Genomic DNA, 14778 nt, shown 5'->3' with positions numbered 1-14778 from the left:
GCCTTCGCGGCTTACTCCGGTGCGCCGCCCGAGCCGCTGGCATCGGCTTCACTGGCAGGACGGCTTTCAAAGACCTTGTCGACCAGGCCGAATTCCAGCGCTTCCTCGGCTTCCAGCCAGGTATCGCGGTCAACCGCCTTGGCAATTTCCTCAACCGTCTTGCCAGTGTACTTGGCATAGTGCGCGTTCATCCGCTGGCGCAGGCGCAGAATTTCACGGGCCTGGATTTCAATGTCGCTGGCCATGCCGCGCGCCCCGCCCGAAGGCTGGTGGATCATCACCCGGGCATTCGGCAGGGCAATGCGCATGCCCGGCTCACCGGCGGCCAGCAGGAACGAACCCATCGAACAGGCCTGGCCCATGCAGACCGTGGAAACGCGCGGGCGAATATACTGCATGGTATCGTGGATCGCGAGACCCGCAGTTACCACGCCGCCGGGCGAGTTGATGTACATCGAGATATCCTTCGACGGATTCTCGCTTTCCAAGAAAAGCAGCTGGGCGACGATCACTGAGGCCATATGGTCCTCAACCTCGCCGGTGACGAAAATGATCCGCTCGCGCAGCAGGCGGGAATAGATGTCGAAACTGCGTTCGCCGCGGCTCGACTGCTCGACCACCACCGGGATCAGCGCGCCGGTAATCGGGTCTTGGGTAAACTTGCCCTGGGCGCCGGGCTGATTGAACAGGTCGAGCATGTTAGTCCTCATTTGGTTTGGCCGCCCTATGTCGGCGCTGGCCGCGCGATGTTCAAGGGCGTTAACCGATTGATGTTTGCCCCGCCGCGACCATAAGGTCGGCGCAGGTTAATTCTTTCAGTCCGGAGTTGATGAATGCCCGCCGCGCCCCGTTCGCTTGCCTCCGCCGCCGCCCTGCTCGCTCTGGCCCTGGCTGGATCGCCCGTCCAGGCCGAAACACCGGCCCAACGCGCGGCCGAAGCCAAGGCTTACCTCGCAGCCATTGCCAAGCTCGACGATGCCGAGAAGGGCCCGCAGCTTAACGCCGTGATTGCCGCCAACCCGGCCGCGCCGCAGGAAGCCGCCCGCCTGGCCGGCACCGGTCCGCTCGATGGGCGCACGGTGCTGGTCAAGGACAATGTCGAAACGCGTGAATGGCCAACAACGGCGGGGTCGCTCGCGCTGGTGGCGAATCGCACCAACCGCGATGCGCCCATGATCACCCGGCTGCGCGCGGCCGGCGGGGTGGTGCTGGGCAAGACCAATCTCAGCGAATGGGCCAACATCCGCCACTCGCCCAGCACCTCGGGCTGGAGCGCCGTCGGGGGCCTGACCCGCAATCCGCATGCGATTGACCGCAACACTTGCGGCTCTTCTTCTGGCAGCGGTGCGGCCATTGCCGCCGGGATGGCCTGGGCCGCGATCGGGACCGAGACTGATGGCTCGATCACCTGCCCGGCCGCGGTCAACGGGATCGTCGGCTTCAAGCCCACGGTCGGCATGGTCAGCCGCACGCACGTGGTGCCGATCAGTTCCAGCCAGGATACCGCCGGGCCGATGGCCCGCAGCGTGGCCGATGCCGCGCTTTTGCTGAAGGCGATCGCCGGCAGCGATCCCGCCGATCCGGCAACAGCGGAGGCCGATGCTAAGCTGACCGACTTCACCCAGGGACTTGCCACCGCCACCCTCAAGGGCATGCGGATTGGCGTGCTGACCCGTGCGGTGGGCAACCACCCGGGCGTGCGCAAGGTGTTCGAGCAGGCCGTGGCGGACCTCAAGGCAGCGGGGGCCGAAATCATCGAGATCGACTTCCAGCCCGACGGCGCGATGTTCCGCGATGAGGGCTATGTGCTGCGCTACGAATTGCGCCGCGATCTGAACGCCTATCTCAAGACCCTGCCCGGCACCGGCCTGCCGCGCAGCCTGACCGAAGTGATCGAATTCAACCGCGCCAATGCCGACAAGGAACTACGCTGGTTCGGGCAGGACACCTTCATCGCGGCCGACAAGCTGACCGATGCCGAAGCCTATGCCAAGGCGCGCGCCAATTCGCTAAAGCTGGCAGGGGAGCTGGGGATCGACAAGTTGCTGGCCGACAACAAGGTCAGCCTGCTGATCGCGCCGACCGCCGGTCCGGCCTGGTCGACCGACCTGGTGACCGGGGATCGTTTCCTCGGGATCGGGGCCGGCAGCCTGGCCGCGATCGCCGGGTATCCGCACCTGACCGTGCCGATGGGCGCGGTCGAGGGCCTGCCCGTCGGGCTCTCGCTGATGGGCGCGAAGTGGCAGGACCACGCGGTGCTGCAGGCCGGCGCGGCCTATGAACGCGCCCGCACAGCCGCACTGCCCCGCCCCTCGCTAAAGCGTTGGGGGGAGTGATGCTCTAAACAATTGCACAACCATCCGAATTATTGCAGACCTCTGGGGGTGAAGCAGAGTCGCTCTATTGATACGCGTAACAGGATTGTTGCTGCCGCGCAGGATCTGTTCCTGGCCAAGGGGTTTGACGGCACGTCCGTAGCGGAAGTGTGTCGTGCGGCCGGCGTCTCCAACGGCGCGTTATTCCACCAGTTCCCGACCAAGGAGGCGCTGGGTTTCGCCGTCTACAGTCATGTCCGGCGCGATTTCTGGAACCGGGTGATGGCGGCCATGATGGCCCCGGAAGATCCGCTTGACGGGATTGAGGCAGCAGTCCGCGCCGCTTTTGCCTTTCAACTGGAAGAGCCCGGTGCTGCCGCCTTCATGTTCGACGCCTCGGGCTCGAAATGGATCGAGCAGTTTGCCCAGCAATCGCAGGATGTGCATGACATCGTGAGCGGCCGCGGCCAGGCATGGGCCGCGCCGCACATTGCCGCCGGCCGCTTGCCGCCCGTACCGCCAGACGTATTCGTGGCGCTCGCCTCGGGCGCGCCGCAATGGATCGGGCGGATGAGCCGGATCGGCATGAACGCGCACCCGCTCGAAGTGATCGCTGAGCAGATGCCGTACTACGTCCGGCGCGCCTTCACCCCCGAATAGCCTGCTTTGGAAAAGCAAACGGGGCGGTCGCCATTGGCGCCGCCCCGCTGCGTCAGGACCTGGAGTCCGTGATTACTTCTTGGCTGGCGCCTTCTTGGCGGCCGGCTTCTTTTCGGCTGCGGGCTTTTCAGCCTTTTCGGCCTTGGGAGCAGCTTCCTTCTTCGCCGGCTTTTCGGCCTTGGCCGCCTTGGCAGGCTTTTCCTCAGCCGGAGCTTCGTCCTTCTTGGCGGCCTTCTTCGGCGCGGCCTTCTTGGCGGGCTTGGCGGCCGGTTCAGCGGTCTCTTCCGCTTCGATCGCAGCCTGCAGCTCGTCGCGGCTGACCTTGCGTTCAGTCACTTCGGCCTTGTCGAACAGGAAATCGACGACCTTGTCCTCGAACAGCGGCGCGCGCAGCTGGGCCGCTGCAAGCGGATCCTGGCTGATGTATTCGGCAAAACGCTGGCGATCTTCCGGGCGGTACTGCTGGGCGGCCTGAGCCACCAGCATCTGCATTTCCTGGCTGCTGACTTCAACGCCGTTGGCCTGGCCGATTTCCGACAGCAGCAGGCCCAGGCGCACGCGGCGCACGGCGATGCCGCGATAGTCTTCCTTCTCTGCCTCGATCTCGGCCAAGGCGGCGGCGGGATCGGCTTCGTTCTGGGCTTCCTGCTGAAGCTGGGTCCAGATCTGGCTGAATTCGGCTTCGACCATGCTGGGCGGCACGTCGAAATCATGACCGGCGGCCAGCTGATCGAGCAGCGCGCGCTTCATCTGGGTGCGGGTGAGACCGGCCAGTTCCTGTTCGATCTGGCCGCGCAGCAGGCCCTTGAGCTGCTCGAGGCTTTCCAGGCCCAGGTTCTTGGCGAAATCGTCATCGATCTTGGTATCACCGGCGACCTTCACCGCCTTCACGGTGATGTCGAACTGGGCGTCCTTGCCCTTCAGGTTCTCGGCCGGATAGTCAGCCGGGAAGGTCACGGTGATGGTCTTTTCGTCACCGGCCTTGGCGCCGATGAGCTGTTCTTCGAAGCCCGGGATGAACCGGCCCGAGCCGATTTCCAGCGCCGCGTCTTCGGCCTTGCCGCCTTCGAACTCGACCCCGTCAAGCTTGCCGACGAAATCGATGATCAGCTGATCACCGGTTTCGGCCTTCTTGCCCTTCTTGGCATCGGTGAAGCTCTTGGCGCCGGACGCCAGACGAGCGACCTGTTCATCGACTTCGGCTTCGTCGACTTCGACCACCAGCTTTTCGAGCGCGAGGCCTTCGAACGACGGAACCGTGATCGCTGGCAGCACTTCCACCGCGACCGACAGTTCGGCGTCCTTGCCTTCTTCATAGCCATCGCCGAGCGAGACTTCCGGCTGCATCGCCGGGCGCAGCTTGTGCTCCACCAGCAGCTTGTCCATGGCTTCGCGGACGGTGGTGTTCAGCGCTTCCTGGTGGAGCGCCGGGCCGTGCATCTTGCGGACCAGATTGGCCGGAACCTTGCCCGGGCGGAAGCCCGGCATGCGCACCTGCGGGGCGATCTTGGCGACTTCGCCTTCGATCTTCGCGGCGATATCCTTCGCGGGGATCTTCACCGTGTAGGCGCGCTTCAAACCTTCGTTGGTGGTCTCGACAATCTGCATGACAATAGAAGCCTTCTCAAACACCTCGGCTGCGGCGGTACGGAAAACCGGGCGGAAATGGTGCGGGCGAAGGGACTCGAACCCCCACATCTTGCGATACTGGTACCTAAAACCAGCGCGTCTACCAATTCCGCCACGCCCGCATACCGACGAAGCATAAAATCCTGGGCCGATTCAGGTTTGCCCTGAATCAAGCGGTGGCCCTTAGTGGCCCCCGCCGCAAAGGGCAAGCGCGCTAGCGCGCGAAAACGGCGAGCAGTCGCGCCAGCCAGCCGGACTCGGTCCGATTGGCCGGCTTGGCGGATGCGGGCACCGGGCAATCGAGGCACAGCGCCTGGGCCCCGCGCGCTTCGAACAGATGACCCAGATCGCCGAGCAGACGGTCAAACCTGGCCTGCTGCTGGCTGGCCACCAGACCGGTGAAATCCAGGCCCGCGGCCGGACCATCGGCCTCGTCATCGCCGCGCCATTGCTCGATCAGCGAGGCATAGGGATCGGTTTCCTCGCCATACCAGGCGGTGTGCCAATCCTGGCCCAGCTTGGCGCGCTGGGCGGCATCGGCCAGGGCCGCATCGATCCCGCCGAACTGATCGACCAGGCCCTTCTGCCGCGCCGTGCCGCCATCCCAGACGCGGCCTTCGGCAAAGGCTTCAACCTCTGCCGCCGACTTCTTGCGCGAAGCCGCGACCAGGCCGAGGAACCGGCTGTAGCCGTTCTCGATATTGGCCTGGAGCATGTCCTTGACCTCGGGGGTCAGGCCGGTGAGGATATCGGGCTGGCCCGACAGCGGCGTGCTGCGCACGCCGTCAGACTTCACGCCATAGTCCGCCAGGGCCCGCTCGAAAGTGGGGATCATGGCGAAGATGCCAATCGAGCCAGTGATCGTGCCGGGTTCGGCAAAGATCTTGTCGGCCGGGGTTGAGACCCAGTAACCCCCGCTCGCCGCCAGATTTGCCATGGAGACCACCACGGGTCGACGCCCGGTTTCCTTGGTGCCCGCCTTGAACCGTTCCAGCGCGGTGCGGATTTCTTCCGAGGCCATGACCGAGCCGCCGGGCGAATCGACCCGCAAGACCAGCGCCTTGGCGCCATCGGCATTGGCTTCGTCGATCAGCTTGGCAATCCGCGTACCGCCGGCCGTGCCCGGGCCGGCCTTGCCGTCGACGATTTCGCCTGCGACGTGCACCACGGCGATCGCTGCCCCATCGGTCTTGGCCGGATGCGCCGCCAGCAGGGTATCGGCGGTGGTGTGAACAAAGCTGCCGGGCGCATCATCGGCCGGGTCTTCACCCACCAAGCCGCGAATCCGCGCCTTGTAATCGTGATAGGTGCCCAGCTTGTCGACCAGCCCGGCGGCCAGCGATGCCTTGGCCGCATCGCCGCCGCTGGCCTTGATCCAGCCGACCGGATCGCTGGTGACGCGGGCAAGATCAGCCTTGGGCCGCGCGGCCTTCACATTGGCTTGCCAGTTCTCCCAGATCGCGGCGATCAGCGCGTTGCGGGCCTCCTTTGACGCAGGCGAGGCCTGGCTCTGGGTATAGGGTTCGACAAAATCCTTGTAGGTGCCAACCTTGAAGACATGCGGCGTCACCTTGTAGCGAGCCAGGGCCTCGCCATAGTAGAGCCGCATCCCGCCCGGCCCCATCACAAAGGCACCGCCCAGCGGATCGACCCAGATCTCGCTGGCATGGGCTGCCAGCAGCAGGCTGTCATCGGAATAGGCATGGGCAAAGGCGATCACCGGCTTGTTCGCCTTGCGCACCTTGTCGAGCGCTTCGCCAACATTCTCCAACGTCACCTGCCCGCCGCCGGTAAACCGGGCGAGATCCAGCGCGACGACCTTGATCCGCTCATCGGTGGCGGCCGCATTGAGCGCGGCGATCACGTCGCGGGCGCGGTGCTCCTTGATCGGCGCCTCGCTCGACATCAGCAGGGCAAGCGGATCGACTTTGGCCGGCTCCTCGACCACGCTGCCATCGAGCTTGAGCAACAGCGCGCCTTCGCGCACCTGGCTGGGCGCCGGCCGGGCGGTAAGCAGCCCGTAAAGCCCCACAAAGAACAAGAGCAGGAGCAAAAGGACCAGGGCATCCTTGATGCCAACCAGCAAGGCCCAGACTTTGCGCGCGAAGATCATGATATGGAAATCCCGGAATAACTCGCGCACCGACATAGGAAGCTGTTGAACAATTGGCGAGTCCGTGTTCGATCAAACGGCAATTGGCCCCGTCCAGCGCTTGCCACTGTGGACCAAGCCAGCTAGGGAACTGGCTTCAATGACATCGGCAAACCAACCCGCTGCGGGCCGCTATCCAGCTGGCTCCGCCGCCTTTCCGCACCGCGACCTCACTGGCCTGGCGGGCCTGGCTCCGTGGGAGATCCTGTTTCTGCTCGACGAGGCGGAGCAATGGGTTGAACTCAACCGCCAGCCGCACAAGCGCGCCGATCGGCTCGCTGGCCTGACCATCATCAACGCTTTCTTCGAGAACAGCACCCGCACGCTGCTGAGCTTCGAAATCGCTGGCAAGCGGCTGGGCGCTGATGTGGTCAATATGCACGCCGCGCAATCGAGCGTGAAGAAGGGCGAAACGCTGATCGATACGGCAATGACGCTGAATGCCATGCGCGCCGATGCGATCGTGATCCGCCATGCCAGCTCAGGCGCCGTGCGGCTGATTGCTGACAAGGTCGATTGCCCGGTGCTCAACGCCGGCGACGGACAGCACGAGCATCCCACGCAGGGCCTGCTCGATGCCCTCACCATCCGCCGCGCAAAAGGCGATTTCGGCAAGCTGACCGTCACGATCTGCGGCGATATCCTGCACAGCCGGGTCGCCCGCTCCAACATCCACTGCTTGACCACGCTTGGCGCCGATGTCCGCGTCTGCGCCCCGCCGGCACTGATGCCGGCCGGGATCGAAGCGATGAAGGTTACCCCCTTCCACGATTTCGACGCCGCGCTCGACGGGGCCGACGTGGTGATGATGCTGCGGCTGCAGCAGGAACGGATGAGCGGCCAGTTCATCCCCTCTCCGCGTGAGTATCGCCACCTTTATGGCCTGACGCTGGAACGGCTGGCCAAGGCCAAACCGGATGCTCTGGTGATGCACCCCGGCCCGATGAACCGCGGGATCGAGATCGACAGCACCGTCGCCGATCTCGCCGGCCGTTCGGCCATCACCACTCAGGTCGAGATGGGCGTGGCGATCCGCATGGCCTGCCTCGATGTGTTGACCCGGCGAAGCCGCGGCGTGGAGGGCTGGGCATGAGCAATCCCACCCCGATCACGCTCACGAACGGGCGTCTGGTCCTGTCATTGGGCGAACCGCAGCCCGGCGCGCTGCGCTGTGTCGATGGCAGGATTGCCGCGCTGGGCGATATTGCGCCGCAGGCTGGCGACACGGTGATTGATGCCAAGGGTGCGCTGATTGCGCCTGGCCTTGTCGATCTGGGCGTCTTTGCGATCGACAAGCCGGCCTTCCACTTTGGCGGGATCACCCGCGCGGCGCTGATGCCCGATCAGGGCGTGGTGCTCGACAAGCGGTCGGCGGTGCGGTTCTCTGCCCAGTCCGGCAAACCTGACCTCTGGGTTCATCCGCTGGCTGCGGCGACCAAGGACCTGGCTGGCAGCGAACTCGCCGAACTGGCGCTGATGCGCGATGCCGGAGCCAAGGCGGTCAGCACCGGACGGCGCTGGATTGCCGATAGCGGAGTGATGCACCGCTTGCTGTCCTATTGCGCGATGCTCGGCCTCGTCGTCGTGACTCACGCCGAAGACGCAGGGCTGACTGGCTCTGCCGTCGCCACAGCGGGCGAGATGGCGACGCGGCTGGGCCTGCCCTCCGCCCCCGCCGAGGCCGAGGCCCTGGCCGTTGCCCGCGACATCGCGCTGGCCGAACTGACCGGCGCGCGGCTCCATTTCCGCCAGATCACGACCGCCGCGGCGCTCGACCTGGTCCGTGCCGCCAAGGCGCGCGGGGTCGCGGTAACCGCCGGGGTCACCCCCGCGCACTTCATGCTCTCAGACGTCGCCACCGGCGATTTCCGCACCTTCGCTCGCCTCTCCCCGCCGCTGCGCAGCGAGGCCGACCGGCAGGAGGTGCTGGTCGCGATCGCCGACGGGACGATCGACGTGATCGCTTCGGGCCACGATCCGCGCGGGCCAGAGGACAAACGCCTGCCATTCGCCGATGCCGAACCCGGCATGGCCGGCGCGGAAACGCTGCTCCCGCTGACCCTCGGCCTGGTTCGCGACGGCGTGATCGACACGGCCCGGGCCTTCGCCTTGCTCGCGGGTAACCCCGCAGCACTTCTCGGCGTCAATGCCGGAAGGCTCGCGGTTGGCGCCGAGGCGGACATCGCGCTTGTCGATCCCGAGCGCCCGTGGATCGTCGATTCCGACAAGATGGCGGCGGCGGCCGGCAACACCCCGTTCGACAAGCTGCCCGTGCAGGGCCGGGTTACGGCGCTGTTCAAAGGCGGGGTGCGGGTTTGAGGATGCCAGCGCGGCTAGCGGTCCCATACGGCAAAGGCCCCTTCCCACCGCAGTGGGAAGAGGCCTTGCCGTTCCTCTAGAACTTTGAGGCTTAGCGCCGGCGGGCCAGCGCAGGCCCGGTGGCCGGGACCGCCTTGGGCGCGATGACCGGCGCCTTGGCATGGGCCATCTGTACGGCGGCCGGTGCGGCGGTGCCGGGCACGCCGGTGCGGGTCGCATAGGCGAAGCAGGCCATGCCGCGCGACTTGACCTTGCCGCACAGGCCCCAGGCGCCCTGGCTGCCGTTGATCCCGGCAGCGGCGACGCGGAAATAGGTCTTCCCGCGCACCTGGGCCTGGGTGATGGTCATGCGGAAATTGCGCAGTTCGGGGTTCTTGGCGGTGTAGATCCCCCAGGCACGGCGCGCGCCTTGCTGGGTGGAGAAGCTGCCAAGCTGAACCATGTGGGTGCCCTGGGCCTTGGTTGGCACCGGCATGGTGTAGGTCAGGCGGCGCGGCGCAGGGCGTGCCGGCGCGGCCGCAATCAAGCGCGGGGCGCGAAGCTGCGAGGCTGGAACAGCCTGGACGAGCGGCTGCGAGATGAAGGCCATGCCCGAAGCATCAACCACCGGCACCGGAGCCGCGGCCGCTTCAGGCTCGGCAAAGGCAGCGGCGAACTTGCTCGGCCCGGCATTCGGCGCTTGTCCAGCAGCCGGCGCGCTGACCGGAATATAGCTGGCGAGCGCGGCAGCGGGTTCGGCAGCGGCCACGGGCGGCAGTTCAGCCACCGGGGCAGCGGCGGCCACCTGCGGCGCGGATTCGGCCACGGCGGCCTGAGCAGTCAGCTGCTCGTTCGCCGGATTGCTGTTGAGCGCCAGGCGCGAGGGCTGGCCCGGATCACTGCGCAGCGGTGCGCCAAGCAGGCCGGCGACACGCAGCTGCGAGTCTTCAGGCCGGGTCCGCGCCGCCCACTCCGAAATACGGGCGTCAATCTGGTCGGCCGGAACGTCCTGCATCATCATGATGCGGGCTTCGCGCCAGCGGCCATCAAGGGCATAGGCATAGGCCAGGTTCTGGCGCAGCTTAGGCGTATTTTCACCATTGCGCAGCGCGTCGGCCAGCACCGCACTGCCGCGGGTCGGCTCCCCAGCCAAGGCCAGGGCCAGGCCCAGGTCCGAAACCGGAATGGCATCGCGCCAGTCCTGCAGGATCGCCACGGCATCGCCAGTGCGGCCGACGGCGGAATAGGACAGGGCCAGGCCCAGCGCGGTCTTGGCGCTGTTATCACCCAGCTTCATCGCATCGTCGAAGGTTGTGGAAGCCGACTGGAAGCGGCCAGCCTTGAGATAGGCATGGGCAAGGATCGCACGGTAAGCCGGCTCACGCGGGTTACCGGCGACGAGCGCTTCGGCCAGTTCAATCGCCTTGTCGACCTGGCCCTTGCTGAGCGCGGACTGGGCCGCAGCGGCGCTCTTGTCCGGTGCCTGCTTGGCGACCACGTCTCCGCTGAAGCTGGCGCTGGCAGCGATCGCCAGAGCCACGGCCCCGGTCACGCCGAGCGGTACGAACTTGGTGCGGTTGATGCTGGCGAACATGGGAATTCTCCCCTCTTTCACAATCAATTGGACCCGCGCGCGACCTGGGCGGCGAGTTCGGCGACATCGGGCAGTTCATCGAGCAGCTTGTCGAGCGCCTCGGTCACCAGTTGCTGCGCGCTGCGGTTCCGCAGGGCGCAAGCAAGGCGCAGCTTGAGGTGGCGATCCGCGTCGACGCGCAGGGTAAAGGCGGCGCGGCGGCCATCGGCAAGCGCCGAGCGACGTTCGGTGCCGATGCGACGGGCCGCTTCGCTGCGCTGGCGGACCACTTCGGGCACCGGCGCATAGACTGGAGCGAGCGAATCGGGCGCGATCGAGACAACTTCGGCGCTGTGCTGGGGCACTGACGCATCGGCATCGTGGCCCATGTCGTTCCAGCCCAGATCGTCAAGCTGGCGCGCCAAGGCATCGCCACCGATCGGGCCCAGCTGCGGGCGCATCGCCGGACGCGCGCCACCCTTGCGGGCGAGCAGCGTGGGCGAAAGCGAAGCGAAGGATTTGGGTTCGTTCATGCCCCCAGCTCCCTCTTGCTTACGAGCCGGCGACGCGGCGACCGAAGCCACCGGCCGGACGACCCGCGCCCGGCATCATCGCAACCGAGGTCGGCGCAGCAAACACGGTCCGGCGGAAGTTCTTTTCGAGGCGGTCGGAGATATAGTTCCACAGCGCCACCACTTCCTGAGCGGAGCGGCCGTTGGGTTCGACTTCCATCACGGTGCGGCCGTCGATCATCGAGGCCGCAAAGTCGGTCCGGTGATGCAGGGTAACCGGAGCAACGGTGCCGTGCTGCGACAGGGCGACAGCGGCTTCAGAGGTGATCTTGGCCTTCGGGGTAGCGGCGTTGACCACGAAGATCAGCGGCTTGCCAGCGCGTTCGCACAGGTCAACCGTGGCGCCGACAGCCCGCAGGTCGTGCGGGCTCGGGCGGGTCGGCACGACAATCAGTTCGGCGACCGAGATCACCGACTGGATCGCCATCGTAATGGCCGGCGGCGTATCAATAACGGCAAGCTTGAAGCCCTGCTGGCGCAGGACCGCAAGATCGCTCGCCAGGCGCGCCACGGTGGTCTGGGCGAAGGCCGGATAATCGTCCTCGCGCTCGTTCCACCAGTCCGCCAGCGAACCCTGCGGGTCGATGTCGATCAGCACAACCGGACCAGCGCCGGCGCGCTGTGCCTGGACGGCGAGGTGTCCGGACAAGGTGGTCTTGCCGGATCCGCCCTTCTGCGATGCCAATGCCAGTACGCGCAAAGCCTGTTCCCCCTGCGAAATGCCACTACGGTCAAAATGACCTTGGTCCGGGGGATCGCAGAACGTTCCTAATTTTGGGTTAACGACCAGCGCGGGTCTGTTGCGTGGGAGTACGGAATCACGGCGATAAACTCTTTGCTAACCTGTGCTTTACTATGTCAGTTAAGCGAAATGCATCGCGGGGCAGCAGGGCGGAGGAGCGGATTGTGCCCCGCCAGCTTAAGCGGGGGTCGAAGCCGGGAAGCCGCACATGGGTCAAAAGAATTTTCTCATCGGCGGGCTTGGCGGCGCTGCAATCGCGCTGGCCAGCCCGATTCTGGCCGATACCCGCGCGGGTGTCGACGCCTGGACTCGAGGGAACTTTCCAGCCGCGGTCCAGGCCTGGCAGGTCGAGGCAAGCAAGGGCGATGCCGATGCCATGTTCAACCTGGGACAGGCCTACAAGCTGGGTAACGGCGTGAAGCAAGACCTGGCCATGGCCGAAGCCTTGTTCGGACGGGCGGCAGCACTGGGCCATATCCAGGCCAGCGACAATTATGGGCTGCTGCTGTTCCAGCGCGGCCAGCGTTCACAGGCCCTGCCCTTTATCCGCGCCGCTGCCGATCGCGGGGATCCGCGCGCGCAGTACCTGCTGGGGATCGGTCACTTCAATGGCGATATCGTGCCCAAGGACTGGGTCCGTGCTTATGCCCTGGTCAGCCTGGCCCAGCAGGCGGGTCTGACCCTGGCCAGCAGCACGCTGAGCCAGATGGACGAGCAGGTACCGATGGCCCAGCGTCAGCAGGCGGTGGAACTGGCCGCCGAACTGCGCAGCGAGGCCGATGCGACGCGCGCGCGGCAGATGGCCGCCGCCGAACTTGGTGCCACGGTCCCGTCTGACCTTGGGCCAGTCGCCGCCAGCGCCGCAAGCCGCGTGGTGGTTGACAGCCCGGCCACCGCCGGGGCGGACTATGCCCGGCCGCTTTCGGCACGGTCGGCCACCCTGGGCCAGCGCGTTCCGGCCGCGGTCGCCGCCGCTCTGCCCGCCCGGGAATCGGTCAAGGTGGCCCCTGCTCCCGCGCCTGCACCCGTCGAGGCGGCCGCTTTAACCGGATCGTGGCGCGTCCAGCTCGGCGCCTTTGGCCAGCCGGCCAATGCCGATGCGCTCTGGAACCGGCTCAAGGCCAATCCGGCTCTGGCCGGCAAGCCTCGCCTGAACATCAAGGCCGGGACGGTGATCAAGCTTCAGGCCGGTGGCTTTGCCAGCGAGGCCGCCGCCCGCGCTGCCTGCCAAAGTCTGACCGCCGGCGGCCAGACCTGCATCGCGGTCAAAGGCTGAGATGCCCGGCAGCGCGGCGCCCGATCGGATCGCCGCGCTGGATCTGGTGCGCGGGATCGCCGTGCTCGGCATCCTGACCATCAACGTGGCCGCCTTTGCCGGCGGCTCTTCGGCCGTGCTCAGCCCAGGCCTGCATGGTCCGGCCAGCGCGACCGATGCGGTGACCTTCACGGCCGGCTTGATTCTGTTCGAAGGCAAGATGCGCGGGCTGTTCACTCTGCTGTTCGGGGCCTCAATGCTGCTGTTCGTCGATCGGCGCGATGCGGCGGGAGAAGACGGCGGCCTGCGCCAGCTCCGGCGGCTCGGGTGGCTGCTCCTGATCGGCTATGCCCACCAGTTGCTGCTGTGGAGCGGCGATATCCTGATGCTTTACGCCATGGTCGCACCGCTGGCGCTGGCGCTGCGGCACTTGCCGGTACGGCGCCTGATTGTGCTGGCGCTAGCTTTCTTCATGCTGTGGCATGGCGCCTTTACCCTGACCGGGTGGTCCAGCTTCACCGCTGTCGAAGCCGTCCGTGCCGGCACCGCTGACCCTCAGACCCGGGCTGCGGTCCTGGCCCAGGCCGATGCGATTGCAGGCGAAGCACGGAACGAAGTCGCAATCCTGCTCCAACCCTATCCGACCATGCTGGCCGAGCGGTTTGGCGATAGCCTGACCCTGCCGTTCCTGGTCACGCTTCTTTCGCTGGGGGAGACCGTGCCCCTGATGCTGCTGGGCATGGCGCTCTATCGCAGCGGGTTCTTTACCGGCGGCTGGCCGCGCCGGTGGTTGTGGCAGCTCGCCGCAGCCAGCCTCGCCCTTGGCCTGCCGCTCGCGCTGATCCAGAGCTGGTGGGCCTGGAGCCGGGGCTTCCCCCCCGAAGCCATGTTCGAACTGCTCATCGGCCCCGCCGGTCCGCAGCACCTGGCTCTGACCCTGGCCTGGGCGGCGCTGCTGGTTCTGGCCGCCCCGGCCCTGCTGCGAACCTGGCTGGGCGAACGGCTGCGCGCCGCCGGGCGAATGGCGCTCAGCAATTACCTGCTGACCTCGCTGGTCATGGCCTTCTGCTTCTTCGGTTGGGGCCTGGGCCTGGCCGGGCAGGTCGGCGCAGCGCAGCAATGGTGGTTCGTACTACTCGGCTGGGCGGTGATGCTGGCGTGGAGCAAGCCCTGGCTGGCGCGCTTCCGCCAGGGGCCGGCCGAGTGGCTGTGGCGCTCGTTGACCGAGGCTCGCTACGTGCCGTTCAAGCGCCTCTTGTGATTGCGAACGATTCGCATTATTAACGAGTCGCAGCCAACGGGAGCCGCTGATGTATATCTGCGTCTGCAATGCCATCCGCGATAGCGAACTGCGCGCAGCCGCGCGCCGCTGCCCGGGCGATCCCGATGCCGTTTACGAAGCGCTGGGTTGCCGCCCGCAATGTGGCCAATGCCTTGACGAGGCGGCCGAACTGCTGATCGAGGAACGCGCCAAGGCCGCCACCGAAGGCTTGCAGACCGCCTGATGCGAGTGCCTTGCAAGTGCAGCTGATGCACTTGCGGCCATCGCCGGAAATCCGCAGAAATTCAAGGAAATCGGGCT

General features: G+C 66.3%; 13 protein-coding genes and 1 tRNA gene. 7 read left to right on the top strand and 7 right to left on the bottom strand.

The features are described from left to right. Positions 1-11: 11 nt before the first annotated feature. On the bottom strand, positions 12-698 hold the full coding sequence (gene clpP, locus FRF71_RS08870) for an ATP-dependent Clp endopeptidase proteolytic subunit ClpP (protein WP_147090317.1): 687 nt from the start codon (positions 696-698) through the stop codon (positions 12-14). Between the two features lie 135 nt (positions 699-833). On the opposite strand from clpP, the gene FRF71_RS08865 reads away from it, so the two are divergent. Together FRF71_RS08865 and FRF71_RS08860 are read left to right on the top strand one after the other, a co-directional pair. Continuing rightward, positions 834-2336, top strand: a complete 1503-nt coding sequence (locus FRF71_RS08865; protein ID WP_147090316.1) for an amidase — start codon at positions 834-836, stop codon at positions 2334-2336. 48 nt (positions 2337-2384) lie between these two features. Beyond that, on the top strand, positions 2385-2975 hold the full coding sequence (locus FRF71_RS08860; RefSeq protein WP_161597923.1) for a TetR/AcrR family transcriptional regulator: 591 nt from the start codon (positions 2385-2387) through the stop codon (positions 2973-2975). Positions 2976-3047: 72 nt separating this feature from the next. Here FRF71_RS08860 and tig read toward each other — a convergent pair whose 3' ends face one another. From tig to sppA, 3 genes are all read right to left on the bottom strand, one after another. Beyond that, positions 3048-4583 carry a trigger factor gene (gene tig, locus FRF71_RS08855; protein ID WP_147090314.1) on the bottom strand — a complete coding sequence of 512 codons (1536 nt, stop codon included), beginning with the start codon at positions 4581-4583 and terminating at the stop codon, positions 3048-3050. 58 nt (positions 4584-4641) lie between these two features. Then, positions 4642-4726 (bottom strand) — tRNA-Leu (locus FRF71_RS08850). A gap of 92 nt (positions 4727-4818) precedes the next feature. Next, positions 4819-6717 carry a signal peptide peptidase SppA gene (gene sppA, locus FRF71_RS08845; RefSeq protein WP_147090313.1) on the bottom strand — a complete coding sequence of 633 codons (1899 nt, stop codon included), beginning with the start codon at positions 6715-6717 and terminating at the stop codon, positions 4819-4821. Between the two features lie 139 nt (positions 6718-6856). On the opposite strand from sppA, the gene FRF71_RS08840 reads away from it, so the two are divergent. Next, positions 6857-7849 (top strand): aspartate carbamoyltransferase catalytic subunit, encoded by a 993-nt coding sequence (locus FRF71_RS08840; protein ID WP_147090312.1) that lies wholly within the window; start codon positions 6857-6859, stop codon positions 7847-7849. Next, positions 7846-9075, top strand: coding sequence for a dihydroorotase (locus FRF71_RS08835; protein ID WP_147090311.1), 1230 nt, complete (start codon positions 7846-7848; stop codon positions 9073-9075). The genes FRF71_RS08840 and FRF71_RS08835 overlap by 4 nt, the downstream gene beginning before the upstream one ends. A 91-nt stretch (positions 9076-9166) precedes the next feature. Here FRF71_RS08835 and FRF71_RS08830 read toward each other — a convergent pair whose 3' ends face one another. Genes FRF71_RS08830 through FRF71_RS08820 form a run of 3 tightly spaced genes read right to left on the bottom strand, consistent with a single transcriptional unit; the run spans position 9167 to position 11899 of the window. Further along, complete coding sequence (locus tag FRF71_RS08830) at positions 9167-10648, bottom strand: tetratricopeptide repeat protein (protein ID WP_147090310.1); 1482 nt, start codon at positions 10646-10648, stop codon at positions 9167-9169. Positions 10649-10671: 23 nt separating this feature from the next. Further along, positions 10672-11160, bottom strand: coding sequence for a hypothetical protein (locus tag FRF71_RS08825; protein ID WP_147090309.1), 489 nt, complete (start codon positions 11158-11160; stop codon positions 10672-10674). A 19-nt stretch (positions 11161-11179) separates the two neighbouring features. Further along, entirely contained in the window at positions 11180-11899 is a 720-nt protein-coding gene (locus FRF71_RS08820; RefSeq protein ID WP_147090308.1) for a ParA family protein, read from the bottom strand. 250 nt (positions 11900-12149) lie between these two features. Here FRF71_RS08820 and FRF71_RS08815 point away from each other — a divergent pair, with 250 nt between their 5' ends. From FRF71_RS08815 to FRF71_RS08805, 3 genes are read left to right on the top strand one after another with little or no spacing between them, the layout of a single operon-like run. Then, positions 12150-13217 carry an SPOR domain-containing protein gene (locus FRF71_RS08815; protein WP_147090307.1) on the top strand — a complete coding sequence of 356 codons (1068 nt, stop codon included), beginning with the start codon at positions 12150-12152 and terminating at the stop codon, positions 13215-13217. A gap of 1 nt (position 13218) precedes the next feature. Then, the gene (locus FRF71_RS08810; protein ID WP_147090306.1) at positions 13219-14457 is read left to right on the top strand and encodes a DUF418 domain-containing protein; all 1239 of its coding nucleotides are present in this window, start codon (positions 13219-13221) and stop codon (positions 14455-14457) included. A gap of 49 nt (positions 14458-14506) precedes the next feature. Continuing rightward, positions 14507-14701 (top strand): (2Fe-2S)-binding protein, encoded by a 195-nt coding sequence (locus FRF71_RS08805; protein ID WP_147090305.1) that lies wholly within the window; start codon positions 14507-14509, stop codon positions 14699-14701. Positions 14702-14778: the final 77 nt, after the last annotated feature.

The sequence above is a fragment of the Novosphingobium ginsenosidimutans genome (assembly GCF_007954425.1).
Classification (GTDB): Bacteria; Pseudomonadota; Alphaproteobacteria; order Sphingomonadales; family Sphingomonadaceae; genus Novosphingobium; species Novosphingobium ginsenosidimutans.
This window is presented reverse-complemented; position numbering and strand designations above follow the sequence as displayed.

Excerpts from the sequence above, each read along its gene's own strand:
- clpP (WP_147090317.1), bottom strand. The coding sequence starts at position 698 with ATGCTCGACCTGTTCAATCAGCCCGGCGCCCAGGGCAAGTTTACCCAA.
- FRF71_RS08865 (WP_147090316.1), top strand. The coding sequence starts at position 834 with ATGCCCGCCGCGCCCCGTTCGCTTGCCTCCGCCGCCGCCCTGCTCGCT.
- tig (WP_147090314.1), bottom strand. The coding sequence starts at position 4,583 with ATGCAGATTGTCGAGACCACCAACGAAGGTTTGAAGCGCGCCTACACG.
- sppA (WP_147090313.1), bottom strand. The coding sequence starts at position 6,717 with ATGATCTTCGCGCGCAAAGTCTGGGCCTTGCTGGTTGGCATCAAGGAT.
- FRF71_RS08840 (WP_147090312.1), top strand. The coding sequence starts at position 6,857 with ATGACATCGGCAAACCAACCCGCTGCGGGCCGCTATCCAGCTGGCTCC.
- FRF71_RS08835 (WP_147090311.1), top strand. The coding sequence starts at position 7,846 with ATGAGCAATCCCACCCCGATCACGCTCACGAACGGGCGTCTGGTCCTG.
- FRF71_RS08830 (WP_147090310.1), bottom strand. The coding sequence starts at position 10,648 with ATGTTCGCCAGCATCAACCGCACCAAGTTCGTACCGCTCGGCGTGACC.
- FRF71_RS08825 (WP_147090309.1), bottom strand. The coding sequence starts at position 11,160 with ATGAACGAACCCAAATCCTTCGCTTCGCTTTCGCCCACGCTGCTCGCC.
- FRF71_RS08815 (WP_147090307.1), top strand. The coding sequence starts at position 12,150 with ATGGGTCAAAAGAATTTTCTCATCGGCGGGCTTGGCGGCGCTGCAATC.
- FRF71_RS08810 (WP_147090306.1), top strand. The coding sequence starts at position 13,219 with ATGCCCGGCAGCGCGGCGCCCGATCGGATCGCCGCGCTGGATCTGGTG.
- FRF71_RS08805 (WP_147090305.1), top strand. The coding sequence starts at position 14,507 with ATGTATATCTGCGTCTGCAATGCCATCCGCGATAGCGAACTGCGCGCA.